Consider the following 17961-nt stretch of genomic DNA (forward strand, 5'->3'; position numbering starts at 1 on the left):
GTCGTTGGGCGGAGTTATCCACAGGCGCACGGTCGGGCATTGAATTCGGGCTGAGACGGGTCAAGGCTTGTGGCATGGACTTGCAAGCATTGGCCGGCGGCATCGATCGGGACTGGCCGGTCGGCCTGACCTCTGCAACCACGGCAGTGCTCACAGGAGTCGGGCTGGGGCCGCGTCGCTTGGCGGCGGGAGTGAAATTCGGCCTGCTCCTCCGTGTCCGGCACGGTGTCTACATCCGCAGGAGTGATTGGGAGGGCCTGTTTCCTTCCCAGAGGGACGTACTGCGGCTGCTTGCGCACTGCCAGGCCACGAAAGCAACAGCGCTTTACAGCCATCTCAGTGCGGCCCGGATGTGGGGACTTTACGTGTGGAATGGCGGTCCGGACGTTCACGTGACAGCAAAGTCCGCGCTTGCCGGTGACAGTGCCGTGCCGGGTGTCCGTGTGCACCGGCGCACGCTGGCCCCGGAACTGCGCCGGCGCATCACCCGTGCAAAGTATGGGACTGTACGGGTGACATCGCTGGAGCAGACCATTGTGGATTGCGCGCGTACCGAGCCCTTTGTCAACGCAGTAATTATTGGCGACTCCGGCCTGCACAACGGTGCGAGCCTGGAACTCATGAAGCAGCTGCTTGCCCGGATGGCCGGCCATCGCGGTGTCCGGGCTGCAAGACGGGTGCTGGCAGCCTTGGACAAAGGCTCTGAATCCGCCGGTGAGACCCGGCTGCGGCTGGCGGTGGCAGGCATGAACATTCCCCAGCCTGACTACCAGGTGTGGCTGCGGGCCGCCGGCAGCAATTACCGGGTGGACGGGGCATGGCCCGAAATCAAATTGGCGCTCGAGTTTGATGGAAAGAGTAAATACTTTGACTACAAGCGCACGGACGAGGCCATTTATGAGGAGCGGCAGCGGGAGCGGGAACTCATGGAAGCGGGTTGGATGTTTCTTCGCGTGGAGTGGAAGGATCTGGCCGTTCCGGAGCTGCTGAAACGGCGGATCTTGGCCGCCATGGCCGCCGCCAGGGGCCGCTTCAAGCCGTGAGGCACCGATGACGTGGCAGGCTGGCGACTGCAGGGCAAAGTTCCCCTACAGTCGCCAGTCTGCCACGTTGTGGGTCGACGGGTTGGGCTACCGGCCCAGCGCCACGAGTTCCTCGACGGCTGCGCGGGCGCCGCGGGCGTGCAGGGTGTCCAGGGTGCGCAGGTAGGCGTCGGTGAAGCGTTCGTTGTCCACGAGATCGCCAAAGACGTCACGGTTGCGCAGGAATGCCAGCTTGTCCTCGCTCTGTTGTGCGGCGGCGGCCATGAGCGGCTCCTTCAGCCGGTCAACGACGTCAAGGGGCGCCCCGGATTCGTCCGTCCCCTCGGCGTACCGAGCCCATGAGGCGACGATGCCGGCGGAACGGGAGATCCCGCCGTCGTTCCCGGTCTTGCCGTTCTTGAGGTTGATCCAGACGACCGGGATGAGCCACTTGGGGATCCGGTCCGAACTCTCGGCGCAGAGGCGGGCCAGGGTGTCGCGGACGTGCTCGTTGGCGAAGCGCTCGATGAGGGTGCGCTTGTACAGCGGGAGGTCGACGCCGGGCAGCGGGGAGAGGGCACGCGTGCCCTCGAGGTCCATGTAGTCGAGCAGGAACTGTACGAACAGCGGGTCCTGGGCGACCTCGTGCGCGTAGCTGTAGCCGGCCAGGGTGCCAAAGTAGCACAGGGCCTGGTGGCTGGAGTTGAGCAGGCGCAGCTTCATGAGTTCGTACGGCTCGACGTCGTCCACCACCTGCACGCCGGCGTCCTCATAGGGCGGGCGGCCCTGCGTGAAGTGGTCCTCCAGCACCCACTGTTCAAAGGGTTCACACACCACGGGCCACTGGTCCACGATGCCGAATTCCTTGGCGATGGCGCTGCGGTCCGCATCCGTGGTGACGGGGGTGATCCTGTCCACCATGGAATTCGGGAACAACACGTTCTCGCGCATCCAGGCGGCCAGTTCGGGGTCGCGCAGCTCGGCGAAGGCCGTGAACATCTTCTTTGCCACGTCGCCATTGCCCTGGATGTTGTCGCAGGACATGACCGTGAAGGGTGCAATGCCCCGGGCACGACGGCGGGCAAGCGCCTCCGCGACGAAGCCGAAGGTTGTGCGCGGGGCCGCGTTGGGTGCGAGGTCGTGCATGACGTCCGGGTGTTCAGCGTCAAACTCGCCCGTGACGTGGTGGAAGTTGTAGCCGCCCTCGGTCACGGTGAGCGAGACGATGCGGGTGTCGGCGGCGGCCATCTTCTCGATGACGGCCTCCGGATCCGCCGGCGCAAACAGGTATTCGGTGATGGAGCCGATGACCCGGGCCTCGCGCCGCCCGTCGGGGTGCTTCAGGAGCATGGTGTACAGGCAGTCCTGGTCCGCCATGACCTTGGCCATCTGTTCATCGTGGGGCAGCACGCCAACGCCGCAGATGCCCCAGTCAAGCGCCTGTCCGGCGTTCATGAGCCGGTCCAGGTACATGGCCTGGTGGGCACGGTGGAAGCCGCCGACGCCAAAGTGCACGATTCCCGTTTTCACTGTGCTGCGGTCATAGCTGGGCACCGCGACGGATGTGGGCAGGTGGTCCAGGGTTTCTGCATTGAGTTGCGGCATGCTGCGCTCCTTCGGCGACGTGATCTTCATCCCACTGTATCAAATGAGCGCTTTGGATACACTCAAATGAGCGGAACTTTTTTTGGGCCAGCGGTTTGCGGCCGGCGGAAGGCGCCTTTGGCCGTGGTTCGCCGTGCCGCCGGGAGGAGGGGCTATATTGGCCAGTATCCGCGAGTAGGACAACCCTCTGCAGAAAGGCCCGCCATGGCCAAGGAACTTGCCACCCAGCTCATCGAACAATTGCAGTCCGCCGGCGTGCGGCGTATTTACGGGATCGTGGGCGACAGCCTGAACCCGCTGGTGGATGCGGTGCGAAAAACCGGGGGTTCCGAGAAGGGCGGAATTGACTGGATCCATGTTCGCCACGAGGAGGCTGCGGCGTTTGCTGCCGGTGCCGAGGCGCAACTGACGGGGAAACTGGCCGTGTGCGCGGGCTCGTGTGGTCCGGGAAACCTGCACCTGATGAACGGGTTGTACGACGCCAACCGGACGGGAGCGCCGGTGCTTGCCATCGCCTCCCATCTGCCCAGCGTCCAGATTGGCAGCGGATTCTTTCAAGAGACCCACCCCGACCGGCTCTTTGGCGAATGCTCTGTGTATTCCGAGCTGATCAGCACTTCCGACCAGGCTCCGAGGGTGATGAACAACGCCATCGCACACGCAGTGGGTCTGCGCGGGGTGGCTGTTGTGACCCTGCCAGGTGACATCGCCAGCCTTCCGGCCTCTGCGCCGTCGCCCCTGCAGCGCACGGTGCACCCAGCCAGCCTGGTTCCCGCTCCGGAGAGCGTTGCGGAGCTGGCCGAGGCCATCAACCAGGCCGAAAAGGTGGCCATCTTTGCCGGTGCCGGCGTCCAGGGCGCCCACGACGAGGTCATTGCCTTTGCCGAATTGCTCAAGGCCCCGATTGGGCACAGCCTGCGCGGCAAGGACTTCATCCAGTACGACAACCCCTATGACATTGGGATGACGGGCCTGCTGGGCTACGGGGCTGCCGCGGAGGGCATTGCGGGCGCCGATCTGTTGATCCTGCTCGGCACGGACTTCCCGTACGACCAGTTCCTGCCCGACACGCGCACGGCCCAGATTGACCGTGCCCCCGAACATTTGGGCCGGCGCACCGACGTTGACGTCGCCGTGCACGGCGACGTGCTGCCAACCCTGGCGGCCCTCACCCCGCTCGTGGCAGCCAAGAAGAACTCAAGGTTCCTGGACCAAATGCTGAAAAAGCACGACAAGCTCATGAACAAGGCGGTCGGCGCCTACACCCGCAAGGCCGACAAGCTGGTGCCCATCCATCCCGAATATGCGGCCTCGCTGCTGGACGAAATTGCCGCCGACGACGCCATCTTCACCGCCGACACCGGCATGTGCAATGTCTGGACGGCCCGCTACATCAACCCGCTGGGCACCCGGCGCCTGATTGGCTCCTACCTCCACGGTTCGATGGCCAACGCCCTCCCGCAGGCCATCGGCGCGCAGTCCGCACACCCCGGCAGGCAGGTCATTTCCGTGTCCGGCGACGGCGGTCTGTCGATGCTTCTGGGTGAACTGATCACGGCCGCGGCCCAGCAGCTGCCCGTCAACGTTGTGCTGTTCAACAACTCCACCCTGGGCATGGTGAAACTGGAAATGCTGGTGGACGGTCTGGCCGACTTTGGTGTTGACGTCCCGGACACAAACTACGCCGCCATCGCCGCGGCCATGGGATTCCATGCCGTGCGTGTCACCGATCCGGCGGGCATCGCCGACGCCTACCGTACCGCCTTCGCCCACAACGGCCCCTCCCTGGTGGAGCTGATCACCGACCCCAACGCCCTGTCCATCCCACCCAAGCTCAAGGGTGGACAAATCTTGGGGTTTGCCACGGCCATGTCCAAGGTGGTCCTGAACAGGGGCGCCGGAGAAGCCGTCAGCATGGCGCGGTCGAATTTGCGCAACATTCCCCGAGGCTGACGCCAAACCCACCAAAGGAGTCCCATGCTCACCGCAGCACTCATTTTCGCCGGGCTGGCAGCACTGGTGCACGTTTATATTTTTGTGCTGGAATCGCTGCGCTGGACTGCGGTGAGCACCCGAACGACGTTCGGCACCTCCATGGCGGAGGCGGAGGCCACGAAGGAACTGGCCTTCAACCAGGGCTTCTACAACCTGTTCCTGGCCGTCGTGGCCGCGGCCGGAATCGCCGCCGCGGCCACCGGGCACGACGGTGTCGGTGCAGCCCTCGTGTTGGCGGGCTGCGGTTCCATGCTCGCGGCCGGGCTGGTGCTGCTCATTTCATCGCCCAAGAAGGCCAAGGCGGCACTGGTGCAACTCGCCTTCCCGCTGATCGCCGTCGTGCTTGTCCTTGCCTGGCTGGTGTTCTAGGAAGGATATGCACGACGGCGTGCCTGCCCTGCGCGGGCCGCTACGCCGAAGTGGCCCGCAGGCCCTTGGCAACCAGTGCAAGACTGGCGAGGCAGACCACGGCCACAGTGCCCAGCAGCACCGTGTAGCTGGCGAGTCCCGCCAACCCGGCCAGCGCCACGGGCAGCAGGAAACCAAGGTAGCTGAGGCTGTAGAAAACACCGGTCAGTCCCGCCAAGTCCCGGCCGGTGGCGATCTGTTGGATTTCCACGAGCCCCGAGACAAGGGCGATGCCGTAGGAAGCGCCCAGCAGCACCGCGGCCACCGCACCTGCCACCAGTGAGAGGTAATGGGCGTTGACCGCCGCGATGACGAGGCCGGCAATCATGGTCGACATGCCCACCAAAAGTGCCCGGCCGCCGGTTGCCTTGTTGATGCGCGCGGTGAATGGCTGAATGAGGGCGCCGGTGCCCAGGGTGAGGACGGTGAGCAGCGTGGCATATCCCAGCTGCATGCTGCCAAGCCGTTCGCCCTCCAGCATCGGGATCACGGCGTAGGCGACGCCGGCTGTGGCAAATATCCACGGCGCGGCAGGCACGATGACCCGCCGGAATCTATGGTGCCCAACCAGCGGGACGCGAAGGTCCGCGCGCAGCGAAGTGGCCCGTTGGCCGGGGTGCCGGAGCTCCGGGGTCACCGTCTCGGGTGCCTTGAGCAGGGCAGCCAAAGCGCACACGCTCAGGAGGACATGCAGGGCATAGGGGGTGGCTGTGGGCCACGGCCCCCACTGGGCGAGAACTCCCGACGCGCCGGCGCCAAGGCCAAAGCCCAGCGTCAGGATCAAGGAGGGCCTGCGGGCTCCGGCGGTGGAATCTGCCGTCTTGTCGAAGGGTGCCACGGACAGTTCCTTGAGCCAGCTGGTGCCCACGGCCATGCCAATTCCCACGCCGGCACCCGCCAGCATGCGCCCGGCGCACATGAGCACCTCGCTGTGGAAGCTCACGGCCAGGATGAGGCTGGCGGCGATGCCGAGGATGACGCCGATGACGGTAAGCGGCTTGCGCCCGTATCGATCGGACAGCGGGCCCGAGACCAGCAAGCCCGGGACCAAGCCCAGGACGTACGTGGCCAGAAATAAATCCACGCTCACTTCTGAATAGTTCCCGACGTCGCGGTACAGGCTCAGAAGCGGGGTGAAATGGTTGCCACCCCATGCCATGACGAAAACTGCGGGGGCGGCACGAAGCCAGAATGCTGCGCGGGCGGCGCGCATGAAAATCACTGTCCTAAGGGTTGCTTTTGTTCGTTGCTTTGCGCTGTTGCTGCGGAGAGGAAGCTACGCTGCACCGATGTGGCGTTGCAGCAGGGCCTCGTAGCTGCGGTGGTCGGAGGCGGCCAAGGCGGTGGCCAACTGGGCATGTTCGTCCACAAAGCGCTGCAGTCCAGCGGTGTTTGCGCTCACGGTCAGGCAGGTGAGGCGAGCCAGCCGGGGCCCCAGCTGGGCATAGAAGTCATCGATGATGGGATTGCCGGATCCCGCAATCACGCGGGCATGGAACTGGTGGTCCGCTCGGGCGAAGGCTGGCAGGTCGACTCTTTGTGCGGCGTCACGCTGCACTGCTATTAACGTGGCAAGATCGGCGGCCGTGTCCGCGCTCCCGGCAGAGCCGTCCGCTTGTTGTGCGTGGCTGGCCGGGCCGGCCGTCTGCAGCTCCACGGCGCGGGATTCAAGCATGACGCGCACCTGCAGCAGATGTGCGTTTTCCTTGGGGTTGGGCGTGGTCACCACGGCACCTTTTTTGGGGAAGAGTCGCAGCAGCCCCTGTGATTCCATGAGGAGAAACGCCTCGCGGACCGGTGTGCGGCTGACACCGAACTGCTCGGCAATCTCACCCTCGGTGATGAGTGTTCCGCCGGGCAGGATGCCGCCCACGATGTCAGAGCTGACACTGCCATAGACACGTTCCACCGCCGTTTTTGCCTGCAGTGGTTCCGGGTGCCAGGACCAGTGGCGGGAGATGGGTGATGTTGTTGCCATGCCTACAGTTTAGCTGATAAATGCATTGATAAATGCAACAGTTTCCGTGACTTTAACCATTGTTGGGGTGCCGCAACAGGCATAGCGTGGAAGAACATCCAAGGGGGTGGCCAATATGGAAATTCATCTGTGGTGGCTTGCGCTGGAGCTGCGGGCAAAGCAGTGGCTGCGCGAGAATGCCGGCGCTGCCGTGGTGCCCGCGAACGTTGTGGCGGCAGTGGAAGCTGCCGGCGGTGCCATGACCGACGGAACGCTGACGCAGCGCGAGTGGGACTTCATCGTGACGCAGTCGGAGTTTGTCGACTGACTTGCAGTCACGGTCCGACGGCGGCACCCGCGTGCCGCTGTCGGCGGGCCGTCGTGCCGTTGGGCTGCCCCGCTATTGGGATACGCCGAGAACGGCCACCGTCAAGAGCACTGTCAGGGCCACAAAGGGCAGGCACATGAGGACGTGCAGCCGCTTGTGCTCAACCAGGACGGCTGCGAACTCCCGCAGGAAGGCGCTGGGCAGGAAATAGCGGGCGGTGGGGGAACCGACGACTTCGGCGTTGATTCCCAGCTTGCGCGACAGCAGGGCCGCACGAAGCACATGGTAGTTGTTGGTGACGACCACCATGGCCCCGTCGCTCCCGTGCTTGCGGGCCAGGGTCTGGGAGAACTCAAGGTTTTGGGCCGTATTGACGGCTCGGTCCTCGGCAATGACGCGGTCCGCCGGCGCCCCGGCGGAGACCAGATAGTCGGCCATGGCAGCGCCTTCAGGGCGCGACTCGTCCGCCCCCTGGCCGCCGGAGGGGATGAGCAGCGGAGCCGAGCCGGCGGGCGCGGCACGATATACCTCCAGGGCCTTGTCCAGGCGGGAGCGCAGCAGCGGTGGAACGTTTCCGTTGATGATCTGGGAGCCAAGGATTACCACTGCGGCAGGGCTCGAGCTGGGCTTCATTCGTCCGTAGACAACCGCGTAGGCCAGAAACACCACAAACACCATGCCAAAATAGCTGCACAGGAAGAACAGCAGCGCAGCCAGGCCAATCGCCAACGGGTTGAGCGTCACGACCAGAAGCGCGGCCAGCACCGGCAGCGCCAACAGGGCCAGGCCTGCCAGAAGGGAAAGCAGGTTGCCCACACTCCGGCCCTCCTGACGCATCATGGTTGCGCCGTTGCCGATCAGGAATCCGGCCAGCACAATGACCGCCAACGGCGTCAGCACCACCAGGCCCAGGGCAATCCATTGCGTCCACGGGAACCACTGGCTCAGTATCTCGGCAATGCCCACCACGGCAAACCAAACGGCCGCCACCAGCACAATTCCGTTCCGTAGCATGCGGGCGTCCTTGCGGCGCAGGTACAGGTACACGGCGCCCAATATTGCAGCCAGGAACAGGGAAGTCATGCTTCCAGCCTAGAGGCTCCCGGCCGCATGCTGCATGCCGCCCGGGGAGGAGGTTTCCCGGCGCATGCTCCGCCTCCGGGCGCATGCGGGCGCATGCTCCCCCTCCCGGCGCGGCGGGCAACCACGGCGGCGGGCGCAGCGCAGAACGTGCTGCCGGGCCGGCGTCGTGCCTTGTTGATGGCGGGGGAAATGTGATCTTGGCGGCCAACACGGGACAGTTTGGGGCAAGTGCGAGACAATGGAAAGGATGACCTCCCCCAAAAGCACCCCCAGCCCTGCGCTCGCCGCCACCGCAGAACCTGCCGCGACCGCCCCAAAGACGCGATCCGCCCGCCGTCCTGCCCAGGTCATGCCTGCCACCGAGGGCTGGAAGCAGGCCAAGGACCCGGGCGGCCGGCCGCTGCTGCAGTTCAAGTCCCCGCGGGTATCCCAGCCGCCGGTGCATCTGGCGGACATGACGCTGCCCGAACGCGAGGCGAAATTCAAGGAAATGGAGCTGCCGGCCTTCCGTGCCAAGCAGCTGTCGGTGCATTACTTCCAGCACTACACCACCGATCCCGAGCAGATGAGCGACCTTCCCAAGGACCGCCGCGCCGAGATCACCGAGACCATGTTCCCGAAGCTCCTGACAGAGGTCAAGCGCCTCTCCACCGACAACGGCGACACCGTGAAGTTCCTGTGGCGCCTCTTTGACGGCTCGCTCGTGGAGTCGGTGCTCATGAGGTATCCGGGGCGTGTCACGCTGTGTGTGTCGAGCCAGTGCGGCTGCGGCATGAACTGCCCGTTCTGCGCCACCGGCCAGGCGGGGCTGACCCGCAACATGTCCACGGCTGAGATCCTGGACCAGATTGTGCAGGCGAACCGGGTCATTGCCGAGGGCGGGCTGGGCAATCTGCGCCGCGACGGCGGGCACGACGCCGAGCGTGTCACCAACATCGTCTTCATGGGCATGGGGGAGCCCCTCGCGAACTACAAGCGCGTCATGAACGCCGTGCACCGCATGGTGGCCGAGGCACCCGAGGGCCTGGGCATGTCCGCCCGCGGCATCACCATCTCCACCGTTGGCCTGGTCCCGGGCATCAACAAGCTGGCCGAAGAGGGCCTCAACATCACCTTCGCGCTGTCTCTCCATGCGCCCGACGATGAACTCCGCGACGAGCTGATCCCCGTCAATGACAAGTGGAAGGTGGATGACGCCCTGGATGCGGCGTACAACTACTACAAGGTCACCGGGCGCCGCGTCTCCATCGAGTACGCGCTGATCAAGGACATGAACGACCACCCCTGGCGCGCCGAGATGCTCGCGAAGAAGCTGAATCAGCGCGGCCGCGGCTGGGTCCACGTGAACCCGATCCCGCTGAACCCGACGCCCGGCTCCATCTGGACGTCCTCCGAACCGGAGGTAATGCAGGAATTCATTGACACGCTCATTGACAACGGCATCCCCACCACGCTGCGCGACACCCGCGGCAAGGAAATCGACGGCGCCTGCGGACAGCTCGCCGCCGCCGAGTAGCGCCCTGGCGAATAACGCCCGGGCGAGCAGCGCCTGACTGAAGAACGACGCCGGAACTTGGGTTCCGGCGTCGTTCCTTGCGTTAAGCGGTGGTTTGGCGGGCAGTGTTGGGTGCTTGGTGAGTTGTCCACAGCCGGGGCTGCGGGTGGATTTGTGCACAGAATGTTGCCTGCCCATGGTGCCCGGCAGGGACGTGGGTCATGCTCGAATTCCGAGGGAGGGATCGATCATGGCAGTTATTGTGCACCAAGTGACCAAACCCAAGGGACCGAACCAGGTTTTGGAGCCACAACCCGCAGAGTGCTTGGCTTGTTTTATTCGCCGCACGGTTGTTTCTGGTTGCGGCGGCACCTTGGCTCTGGCGAAATGCTGGCGCTTGAGCCGGCAGCGGGGTGCCTCACCTCCTGACCGGACGCCCTGGCAGGGAGCTCACTGTGATTGCGAGGTTGTTACGTCCATTTTTGAACCCTGCATTTTTCAGATTCGCACCGACGACGGCGCATGCGTTCCGCCTCGGGCGCTGGCCGAGGTGCGCGGTTGCCTTGGGGTGGACAGGACGGTCGTGACGCCTTGCGGAATGTGGTCGCGAGTTGTCCCGCACCCGGGGCCGCCATGGACATAATAACCGGCGTGGCAGGGGCACGGCGGTGGCAACCTTTTAGCTGGCTTTTGCCACAGTCACGTAGGCGGTGGTGGAACCGGGCTCGATTTCGGTCCGGCCGGCGTCCTGGATGACAGGACCGGAGGATTTGCGGGCGCCCTTGCGGAACACCTTGGCCGGCAGCTCCAGAATCCCCACGGGGAAACCAGCGACAGCCCAGGCCTCCACCGCTGCGGGCTTGGCTTCCAGCACCCACGCGAACAGTGCGTGCGCGGCCTGGGCTGCAGCCTTCCCGGTGGACATCTCCAGGGAAGCGTTGAGGACTATGCTCAGCGGGGCAGGCGGCAGCGGCTCACCGGGCGGCAGCTGCGTGCCGGAAACCTGCAACTTGGCCAGCAGCTTGGGCAGTTCCGCGGCCGGCATGGGCGGCAATCCGACGGCACTCGCTTCGCCCGCCGTGGCAAGCACATGGTCCGGAAACGCGGCGATGACCTTGGCGAACATCTTGGCGTCAGCCCGGCGCACCGACTTGGCGAACGCGCCGGCGGCCCACTGCTGCCAGTCGGGATTTTCCGGATCCCGCAGGAACGCCTGCACCGAGGCCAGCGCCGCTGCGGCGATGCCGTGCTGTTCGCTGGCCGGCTCCTCCCGGTCCACCAGCAAAATGATGGGCTGGACCAGTTCCTGCGCGCTGCGTTCGGTGTATTCACTCACCCCTCAAGCGTATGGGGCATCGCCGGTGGCGTGCGACAAGCGGACCATGGCAAGCTGGAGGCTGGTCCGTATCAGCCGCACGCGGCGGCAGCCAAAGCCGTGTGCCAAGCCATTGCCAGGAGCCCCCCGTGCGCAAACCCCTCACCGTTGCCGGCCGCGCAAACGTCCAGCCCTTTGCCGTCATGGACATCCTGCAGCGGGTGGCCGAGCTCCGGGCCGCCGGCCGAGACGTGATTTCACTGTGCGCCGGCGAACCCAGCGGCGGTGCACCCAGCGCAGTGTCCGCCCGGGCCGCCGCACTGCACGCCTCCGGAACGGCCCTGACGTACACGCCGACGCTTGGCATCTCCGAACTGCGCCAGGCCATCGCCGGGCACTACCAACGCTGGTACGGGATCGACGTCCCGGCCCGGAACGTTGCCGTCACCACCGGTTCCTCCGGCGCCTTCATGCTGGTTTTCCTTGCCTCCTTCAACGCCGGCGACAGGGTTGCGCTGGCCCGTCCCGGCTACCCGGCGTACAAAAACATCCTGAAGGCGCTGGGCATTGAGGTCATCGAGCTCGACGCCGGAGCCGACACCCGTTTCCAGCCCACCCCCGAGCTCCTGGCCGCCGCTGCAGCGGAGCACGGGCCGCTGGCCGGGCTGGTCCTTGCCTCACCCGCGAACCCCACGGGCACCATGGTGTCGCGGACCGAACTGGCCGCGCTCACGACCTGGTGCGGAGACAACGGCGTGCGGTTGGTCAGCGACGAGATCTACCACGGCATCACCTATCCCGCCCCGGGTGCGCCCGATCCCCAGGGGGTCTGTGCGTGGGAATTGGACCGGTCCGGCGTCGTGATTTCCAGTTTCTCCAAATATTGGGGGATGACCGGCTGGCGCCTCGGCTGGGCGATTGTGCCCGACGACCTGATCCAGGCAGTGGACGCGCTGGCCGGCAATGTGGCGCTGTGCCCGCCGGCGCCGGCGCAAATGGCGGCCCTGGAGGCGTTCAGCGACCATTCCTATGCCGAGGCCGAAGCGGCCGTGGCGGAGTTTTCCCGCACCCGCGACTACGTCCTGGGGAAGGTGCCCGATTTGGGCTGGGCGGATGCCGCGCCCGCCGACGGGGCCTTTTATTTCTACGCCAACCTTGGACCGGCGCTTGCAGGCTTCACGGATTCCCGCGAGTACTGCGCCGCACTGCTTGAGCGTGAGGCCGTCGCCCTGGTGCCGGGTGCCGACTTTGACGGGCTTGGCGGGATGGCCACGGTGCGCTTGAGCTTTGCCGCAGGGTACGACGCCGTCCGCGAAGCTTTGGCACGGATCGAACGGTTCCAGGCGGCTTAAGGATGTGACGCGGCTGCAGGTGTGCCGCTGCGGTCAGGCCGGTTTCAGGTGGGTGGTGGGCACCCGGTCCCGGTCGTAGGTGATGGAATCAAAGCCGTGCGGTGCTGGCTTGTTGTCCGGCCCGAGGTTGACGAACACGACCTTTTCAATGGTGAGGATGGATTCCCGGGTGAACATGTTGCGCACTTCCGCGCGCATGGTCAGGGATGTCCGGCCAAAGTGTGTTGCTGTCAGGCCCATCTCGATGAGGTCGCCCAGGACGGCCGACGAGACGAAGTTGATTTCAGACATGTACTTGGTCACGGCCATGCCGTTGCCGAGCTGGACGATCGCGTAAATTGCCGCTTCCTCGTCAATCCAGCGCAGTAGGCTGCCGCCAAAGAGGGTGCCGTTGGCATTGAGGTCCTCGGGGCGGACCCATTTGCGGGTGTGGAAGGTGATATCGCCGTTGCTCATATGCGCAAATCTACCGGTCAGGCTCTCTCCGCGGGGTTGCTTTGTACGGGGGAACACACCATGTTTTGTGCCACAGCCGGGTGCTGCGGCCCGGGGGCCGCAGCCGATGGGCAAAGCCGGTGCCCGGGCATTCATTCCTCCAGAGGCACGGCGGGAACAGTGGTTGTCCACAAAATGCGGGAAGGCCCTTTTGCGCAGGCGGCTGAACTGGGAGATTGGATTTGTGGAAAGGAAAACCATGGATCACTACAGGGGCGCAGGCGGCGGCGAGGGTGTTGAAAGAGCCGGGGGCGTAGAGGGCGTTGGCGGTGGCAGGGACGGGGCTCCTGACGAAAACGTGGACCGAGCTTTCCGGGAACTGGCCACCACCCTCATGGTGCCCGACAGAAACGAGTGCATGATCTGCTTCTTAATGCGGGCCATGGTGCTGTTGGAACCCGCCGGATTTGCCATGACAGCCACGTACCAGAGGCACAACGCGCCGCGTGCCACCAATCTTGGGACGCGACTCGTGCGGATGGGCATCTACGGCGACTGCCAGCTGCTGCAAGACGGTGTGATGGTCAACGACGCTCTTTGGGAGGCGGAGTGCTGCCCGGATTGCGGCATCCCGTATGGGGTGCCGGACTGCCTGGAAGTGCGGCGGGGATCGACCCAGCCTTGCAAGCTCTGGCGCTGGCGGCAGGATGTGGCGCGTGAGATGTTTGACGCCTGGCTGGACAGGCGGTAACGCGTTCGGATGCTGCCAAAACTAAAGCGGCACCCAGGCTGCGCATGAAGCGCAGGCCGGGTGCCGCCGTCGAACATTCCCCAGACGGGAAACGCCTGGGACTTACTTGTTCAGGTGGTCCACCAGGGTCTCGGCAATGCCGACATACTTGCCCGGGGTGAGGGCCAGCAGGCGGGCCTGAGCGCCGTCGGACAGACCCAGGCCGGAAACGAACTCCTGCATGCGCTCTGCGTCCACGCGGTGGCCGCGGGTCAGGTCCTTCAGGCGCTCGTAGGGGTCCTCCATGCCCTCGACACCTGCGATGGCCTCGGCACGCATGACCATCTGGATGGCCTCGGCGAGGACTTCCCAGTTGTGGTCGAGGTCGTCGGCCAGGACGGCCTCGGCCGTGTCCAGCCGGCCCAGGCCGCCCAGAACGTTGCCGATGGCCAGCAGTGAGTGGCCGAAGGCGACGCCGATGTTGCGCTGGCTGGAGGAGTCGGTGAGGTCGCGCTGCCAGCGGCTTGTCACCAGGGTGGCGCCCAAGGTGTCCAGCAGGGCGTTGGAAAGCTCCAGGTTCGCCTCCGCGTTTTCAAAGCGGATCGGGTTGACCTTGTGCGGCATGGTGGACGATCCCGTGGCGCCCGGAACCGGGACCTGGGCGAAGTAGCCGATGGAGATGTAGCTCCACACATCCGTGCACAGATTGTGCAGGATGCGGTTGAAACGGGCCATGTCGGCGTACAGCTCGGCCTGCCAGTCGTGGGACTCAATCTGGGTGGTCAGCGGGTTCCAGACCAGGCCAAGGGTCTCCACGAAGCCCTTGGCAACGTCCTGCCAATTGGCCTCGGGAACGGAAGCGTAGTGCGCCGCGTAGGTTCCGGTGGCACCGTTGATCTTGCCAAGGAACTCGGTCTTCGCAATGCGGTCCAGCTGGCGCGTCAGGCGGAACGCCGTGACGGCGAGCTCCTTGCCCAGCGTGGTGGGCGTGGCCGGCTGGCCGTGCGTGCGCGAAAGCATCGGGACGGCGCGGTTTTCCTCGGCCATTTCAGCGATCTTGGCGACCAGGGCACGCGCTGCCGGCAACCAGACGTCCTCAACGGCACCCTTGACGCCCACAGCGTAGGAGAGGTTGTTGATGTCTTCACTGGTGCAGCCAAAGTGGACCAGCGGCTTCAGGCGCTCGAGGCCCAGTGCGGTCAGGCGGTTGCCGATGAAATATTCCACCGCCTTGACGTCATGGACGGTGACCTTTTCAATGTCGGCCAGCTCCTTCACGGAGTCCGCATCAAACTCGGTGACGATGGCGCGCAGGCCCGCCTGCTGTTCCACTGTCAGTGGTTCGGTGCCCGGCAGCACATTGTTGTTTGTCAGGTGGATGAACCACTCGACCTCAACGCCCACACGGTCGCGGTTCAGGGCCGCCTCGGACAGGTAGTCCACCAGGGGGGCCACCGCGCCGGAGTAGCGGCCATCGAGTGGCCCCAGTGCGATGCGCTCGGAGGAAGCGGCCAGGGACAGGCGGCCGGAAGGGATGCGGGCTGTGGCGTTTGCGGAATCAGACATGGGCCAATTCTTTCATGAACCGCCAATTCCTCCACAGCGGGGGCTGAGGGGTGGAACATCCACATTCTGCCGGGATGGTGTGGTGCCCCGGCGCAGGGCTTTCTAGGCTGGCCATAGTGCAAGGTTGAGGAGGGTTCCATGAGCTGCCCAGGAGGGTTTGCCGCAGATTTGCCCGGGACGGTTGCCGCTGCGGGCCCATCCGCCGAATCGGTGTTGGTGGTGGCCGAACGGTTGTCGGGTGTGGCCCGGGACCTTGATGCCTTGCGCCTGCAGTTGTGTGGGTTGGACAGTGTCGACTGGAATTCAGCTGCCGCGGCGGTGTTCCGCAAGTCGCTGGCTGAAAGTGAGGCGGAATTCGCGGCGGCCGGGAGGCGGGTTGAGTCTGCCGTGGCAGAGCTCGGCAGCTACGGGGCCCGGTTGCGTGCTGCTGCCGACTCCGGCGCAGCTGCCGACCCGGGCTGGCCGATGAACCCGGGCTTCACTCCTGCCTGGGGCGGCACCATGGGGGCGGGCAGGGGTTGGCCGAATTTCTAGATACCGATTTTGGCCCGGGTGGTGCCGATTGTCACCGGGGCAGGGAATTGCTTGTCAGGCAAGAGGAAGCAGGAGGGCCGGGATGGCGGACAACACGAGGGGCGGGACCACGTTTACGTCCGCGGGCGGTGCTGGTTCCATCAGCTGCACCGTGGCGGAAATTACCGAGGCAGCCGTCGCGCTGCACAGGATCGCCCAGCTCATGGATCCCTTGACTGACCGGTTGCGGTCGGAATGGGTGTGGCTGGGGGAGGCCGCAACAGGTGCTGCCGTCTACCCGATCGCGAGCTTGGAAGCCATGCGGGCGGCGTTGTGGCAGTGCATGGGCCTGCAGGGAGGCGTCACACGGCTGGCCAACAAGGCGGCCCAGGCCGGATCCAACTATGCCCAGACAGAGTCGCGCAACGCCAACGCCCTGGCCAATGCCGAGAAGACGACGATGCTGCGGGAGGGCCTGGGTACATGGGCATGGGGACCGCTGGCTCCGGCCAAATTTGGCGCTGACATCCTTAAAATGCTGGAAACAGCCACACACGACGGACTGCGTGATGCCGTTGAACAAGTGGTGACGCATGGTGGCGCTTACGCGGCCGGTGTTCTGGGGCCGGGAACAGCCATGATGTATCTACTTTCCGGCCTGGTTGGAAAAGATGCCAGCACAACTGGGGCGCGGCCGGCCTTCATCATGCGGAAACTTTTCGATGCAACAGATCTGTCCCGACCCGGGCACCTCGCCGTACGGCAGGTTCCAGCCCAGGAATGGGACCCGGCCAACGTCAAGTTTTACCCGCCGGGCCATGCGACGCCCGCCGGTGGTGAACCTTGCCGGGTTGAAGCCAGCATCCGGGGCATGCTGGATGGCAGCAACGATGCCTACAAATACCCGCCAGGTTCCATCGGTGTGGTGCGGGTCGAGCGTCCGGACGGGAAAAACGCGTGGGTGGTCCATCTGCCGGGGACCGAAGACTGGTCCACCATCGACAGTTCCAACCCCTTTGACATGGAAGGCAACCTGGAGGGGATGACGGCCGCCAGTCGTGAAGCGTTCAACCAACAGGAAGTGCTGGTCCAGGAGCTGATCAAGGCTGGGCTCGCGAGTTCGGGTGCCCTGCCAGGGGAAGACGTGCTGCTGACCGGGCACAGTGGTGGTGGCATCCACGCCGCCGCCGCAGCGGCCGATCCGGCCTTTTTGGCTGATGTGAATGTCAAAATGATCATCATTGCGGGCTCGCCGGCGAAGAATACCGATGTGGGTGACGGGATCTCGGTGCTGGACCTGCAAAACGAGAATGACATTGTCACTGCGGCGGACTATGGCCCGCCGGCACCGTCCAGGAATTGGGTGACGGTTACTTCCCACCGGCCAGCCGCGGCCGGAGGCGGCGGCCTGGGCGAATTTTTGGGTGATGCCCATTCGATGGACAACTACGCCGATGATGCTGCGGCGCTTGATCGCAGCAACGACCCGGCCGTGGCTGCTTCACGGGAGACCCTAAGAAATTTCCTCGGCGTCGGGGTGGCAGGTGCTGCTGTTGGTGGGACCAAATGGGTCATTCAAGGCCGAGACGTGAACAACGAATCCAATCGCAAACCTGGCCCCACAGGGGTAAAGAAGGACGGTGGCCAGGACCAGAACACGGGCCGGGGCCGCTACCGGCTCGGCATCCGGTGAAGGTGCCTTAGCGGTGTGCGGAGGACTTGCCGAAGCTGCCGGCAATCATGGACACGACGCTGATGATCACGGCGGCCAGGATTGCTGTCCAGAAGAAATCGTCGATGGTGAACTGCACCGGCGTGAAGGTGCTCACCCATGCTGTCAGCCACAACATGGCGGCATTGATGACAATGGTGAACAGGCCCAGCGTCAAAATCGTCACAGGAAGCGAGAGCAGCTTCACGATGGGTTTCACCAGGGCGTTGACGACACCAAAAACCAGACCGACGAACAGGTACGCCAAAATCGTGTTGATGGTGTTGGCAGTGCCCTCCGAACCGGCCACGTCAGTGCCCACAATCGAGGTTGATGCAATGTGCATCCCGGGCAGGACCCAGCTGGCCACCCACAGGGCAACGGCATTGACCACAATCCGAATAATGATTCTCAGCATGTAGCCATCGTTTCACATTCCATCGTCC

At 64.8% G+C, this 17961-nt stretch carries 17 protein-coding genes; 9 read left to right on the forward strand and 8 right to left on the reverse strand.

The window, feature by feature from the left end:
* Nucleotides 1–74 precede the first annotated feature (74 nt).
* Entirely contained in the window at nucleotides 75–1043 is a 969-nt protein-coding gene (locus tag ACT3TS_RS16355; RefSeq protein ID WP_444532586.1) for a type IV toxin-antitoxin system AbiEi family antitoxin domain-containing protein, read from the forward strand.
* A gap of 87 nt (nucleotides 1044–1130) precedes the next feature.
* Here the strand turns inward: ACT3TS_RS16355 and ACT3TS_RS16360 are convergent, their stop codons facing one another.
* Nucleotides 1131–2627, reverse strand: a complete 1497-nt coding sequence (locus tag ACT3TS_RS16360) for a mannitol dehydrogenase family protein (protein ID WP_444532587.1) — start codon at nucleotides 2625–2627, stop codon at nucleotides 1131–1133.
* Between the two features lie 204 nt (nucleotides 2628–2831).
* Here ACT3TS_RS16360 and ACT3TS_RS16365 point away from each other — a divergent pair, with 204 nt between their 5' ends.
* Together ACT3TS_RS16365 and ACT3TS_RS16370 are read left to right on the forward strand one after the other, a co-directional pair.
* Entirely contained in the window at nucleotides 2832–4580 is a 1749-nt protein-coding gene (locus tag ACT3TS_RS16365) for a pyruvate dehydrogenase (protein ID WP_444532588.1), read from the forward strand.
* 24 nt (nucleotides 4581–4604) lie between these two features.
* Nucleotides 4605–4991 (forward strand): DUF1304 domain-containing protein, encoded by a 387-nt coding sequence (locus ACT3TS_RS16370; protein WP_444532589.1) that lies wholly within the window; start codon nucleotides 4605–4607, stop codon nucleotides 4989–4991.
* Nucleotides 4992–5031: 40 nt separating this feature from the next.
* On the opposite strand, the gene ACT3TS_RS16375 is transcribed toward ACT3TS_RS16370, so the two are convergent.
* Entirely contained in the window at nucleotides 5032–6243 is a 1212-nt protein-coding gene (locus ACT3TS_RS16375) for an MFS transporter (protein ID WP_444532590.1), read from the reverse strand.
* Between the two features lie 63 nt (nucleotides 6244–6306).
* Nucleotides 6307–7008, reverse strand: a complete 702-nt coding sequence (locus ACT3TS_RS16380) for a GntR family transcriptional regulator (protein ID WP_444532591.1) — start codon at nucleotides 7006–7008, stop codon at nucleotides 6307–6309.
* 115 nt (nucleotides 7009–7123) lie between these two features.
* On the opposite strand from ACT3TS_RS16380, the gene ACT3TS_RS16385 reads away from it, so the two are divergent.
* Entirely contained in the window at nucleotides 7124–7315 is a 192-nt protein-coding gene (locus ACT3TS_RS16385) for a hypothetical protein (protein ID WP_444532592.1), read from the forward strand.
* A gap of 72 nt (nucleotides 7316–7387) precedes the next feature.
* On the opposite strand, the gene ACT3TS_RS16390 is transcribed toward ACT3TS_RS16385, so the two are convergent.
* Entirely contained in the window at nucleotides 7388–8398 is a 1011-nt protein-coding gene (locus tag ACT3TS_RS16390) for an ElyC/SanA/YdcF family protein (protein ID WP_444532593.1), read from the reverse strand.
* Nucleotides 8399–8645: 247 nt separating this feature from the next.
* On the opposite strand from ACT3TS_RS16390, the gene rlmN reads away from it, so the two are divergent.
* On the forward strand, nucleotides 8646–9914 hold the full coding sequence (rlmN, locus tag ACT3TS_RS16395; protein WP_444532594.1) for a 23S rRNA (adenine(2503)-C(2))-methyltransferase RlmN: 1269 nt from the start codon (nucleotides 8646–8648) through the stop codon (nucleotides 9912–9914).
* Nucleotides 9915–10572: 658 nt separating this feature from the next.
* Here rlmN and ACT3TS_RS16400 read toward each other — a convergent pair.
* Entirely contained in the window at nucleotides 10573–11229 is a 657-nt protein-coding gene (locus ACT3TS_RS16400) for a peptidyl-tRNA hydrolase (RefSeq protein ID WP_444532595.1), read from the reverse strand.
* Nucleotides 11230–11357: 128 nt separating this feature from the next.
* On the opposite strand from ACT3TS_RS16400, the gene ACT3TS_RS16405 reads away from it, so the two are divergent.
* Nucleotides 11358–12560, forward strand: coding sequence for an aminotransferase class I/II-fold pyridoxal phosphate-dependent enzyme (locus tag ACT3TS_RS16405; protein WP_444532596.1), 1203 nt, complete (start codon nucleotides 11358–11360; stop codon nucleotides 12558–12560).
* 33 nt (nucleotides 12561–12593) lie between these two features.
* Here ACT3TS_RS16405 and ACT3TS_RS16410 read toward each other — a convergent pair whose 3' ends face one another.
* Nucleotides 12594–13016, reverse strand: a complete 423-nt coding sequence (locus ACT3TS_RS16410) for an acyl-CoA thioesterase (protein WP_444532597.1) — start codon at nucleotides 13014–13016, stop codon at nucleotides 12594–12596.
* A gap of 238 nt (nucleotides 13017–13254) precedes the next feature.
* On the opposite strand from ACT3TS_RS16410, the gene ACT3TS_RS16415 reads away from it, so the two are divergent.
* Entirely contained in the window at nucleotides 13255–13746 is a 492-nt protein-coding gene (locus tag ACT3TS_RS16415; protein WP_444532598.1) for a hypothetical protein, read from the forward strand.
* Between the two features lie 102 nt (nucleotides 13747–13848).
* Here ACT3TS_RS16415 and purB read toward each other — a convergent pair whose 3' ends face one another.
* Nucleotides 13849–15291 carry an adenylosuccinate lyase gene (purB, locus tag ACT3TS_RS16420; RefSeq protein WP_444532599.1) on the reverse strand — a complete coding sequence of 481 codons (1443 nt, stop codon included), beginning with the start codon at nucleotides 15289–15291 and terminating at the stop codon, nucleotides 13849–13851.
* Nucleotides 15292–15429: 138 nt separating this feature from the next.
* On the opposite strand from purB, the gene ACT3TS_RS16425 reads away from it, so the two are divergent.
* Both ACT3TS_RS16425 and ACT3TS_RS16430 read left to right on the forward strand, forming a co-directional pair.
* Nucleotides 15430–15825 (forward strand): hypothetical protein, encoded by a 396-nt coding sequence (locus ACT3TS_RS16425; protein WP_444532600.1) that lies wholly within the window; start codon nucleotides 15430–15432, stop codon nucleotides 15823–15825.
* A gap of 82 nt (nucleotides 15826–15907) precedes the next feature.
* The gene (locus ACT3TS_RS16430) at nucleotides 15908–17497 is read left to right on the forward strand and encodes a hypothetical protein (RefSeq protein ID WP_444532601.1); all 1590 of its coding nucleotides are present in this window, start codon (nucleotides 15908–15910) and stop codon (nucleotides 17495–17497) included.
* Between the two features lie 7 nt (nucleotides 17498–17504).
* Here the strand turns inward: ACT3TS_RS16430 and ACT3TS_RS16435 are convergent, their stop codons facing one another.
* Nucleotides 17505–17933, reverse strand: a complete 429-nt coding sequence (locus tag ACT3TS_RS16435) for a phage holin family protein (protein WP_444532602.1) — start codon at nucleotides 17931–17933, stop codon at nucleotides 17505–17507.
* Nucleotides 17934–17961: the final 28 nt, after the last annotated feature.

This window comes from Specibacter sp. AOP5-B1-6 (assembly GCF_052376555.1).
GTDB lineage: Bacteria > Actinomycetota > Actinomycetes > Actinomycetales > Micrococcaceae > Specibacter.

Excerpts from the sequence above, each read along its gene's own strand:
- ACT3TS_RS16375 (WP_444532590.1), bottom strand. The coding sequence starts at position 6,243 with ATGCGCGCCGCCCGCGCAGCATTCTGGCTTCGTGCCGCCCCCGCAGTT.
- ACT3TS_RS16425 (WP_444532600.1), top strand. The coding sequence starts at position 15,430 with ATGAGCTGCCCAGGAGGGTTTGCCGCAGATTTGCCCGGGACGGTTGCC.
- ACT3TS_RS16360 (WP_444532587.1), bottom strand. The coding sequence starts at position 2,627 with ATGCCGCAACTCAATGCAGAAACCCTGGACCACCTGCCCACATCCGTC.
- ACT3TS_RS16390 (WP_444532593.1), bottom strand. The coding sequence starts at position 8,398 with ATGACTTCCCTGTTCCTGGCTGCAATATTGGGCGCCGTGTACCTGTAC.
- ACT3TS_RS16365 (WP_444532588.1), top strand. The coding sequence starts at position 2,832 with ATGGCCAAGGAACTTGCCACCCAGCTCATCGAACAATTGCAGTCCGCC.
- ACT3TS_RS16370 (WP_444532589.1), top strand. The coding sequence starts at position 4,605 with ATGCTCACCGCAGCACTCATTTTCGCCGGGCTGGCAGCACTGGTGCAC.
- ACT3TS_RS16430 (WP_444532601.1), top strand. The coding sequence starts at position 15,908 with ATGGCGGACAACACGAGGGGCGGGACCACGTTTACGTCCGCGGGCGGT.
- ACT3TS_RS16435 (WP_444532602.1), bottom strand. The coding sequence starts at position 17,933 with ATGCTGAGAATCATTATTCGGATTGTGGTCAATGCCGTTGCCCTGTGG.
- purB (WP_444532599.1), bottom strand. The coding sequence starts at position 15,291 with ATGTCTGATTCCGCAAACGCCACAGCCCGCATCCCTTCCGGCCGCCTG.
- ACT3TS_RS16380 (WP_444532591.1), bottom strand. The coding sequence starts at position 7,008 with ATGGCAACAACATCACCCATCTCCCGCCACTGGTCCTGGCACCCGGAA.
- ACT3TS_RS16355 (WP_444532586.1), top strand. The coding sequence starts at position 75 with ATGGACTTGCAAGCATTGGCCGGCGGCATCGATCGGGACTGGCCGGTC.
- ACT3TS_RS16415 (WP_444532598.1), top strand. The coding sequence starts at position 13,255 with ATGGATCACTACAGGGGCGCAGGCGGCGGCGAGGGTGTTGAAAGAGCC.
- ACT3TS_RS16410 (WP_444532597.1), bottom strand. The coding sequence starts at position 13,016 with ATGAGCAACGGCGATATCACCTTCCACACCCGCAAATGGGTCCGCCCC.
- ACT3TS_RS16385 (WP_444532592.1), top strand. The coding sequence starts at position 7,124 with ATGGAAATTCATCTGTGGTGGCTTGCGCTGGAGCTGCGGGCAAAGCAG.
- rlmN (WP_444532594.1), top strand. The coding sequence starts at position 8,646 with ATGACCTCCCCCAAAAGCACCCCCAGCCCTGCGCTCGCCGCCACCGCA.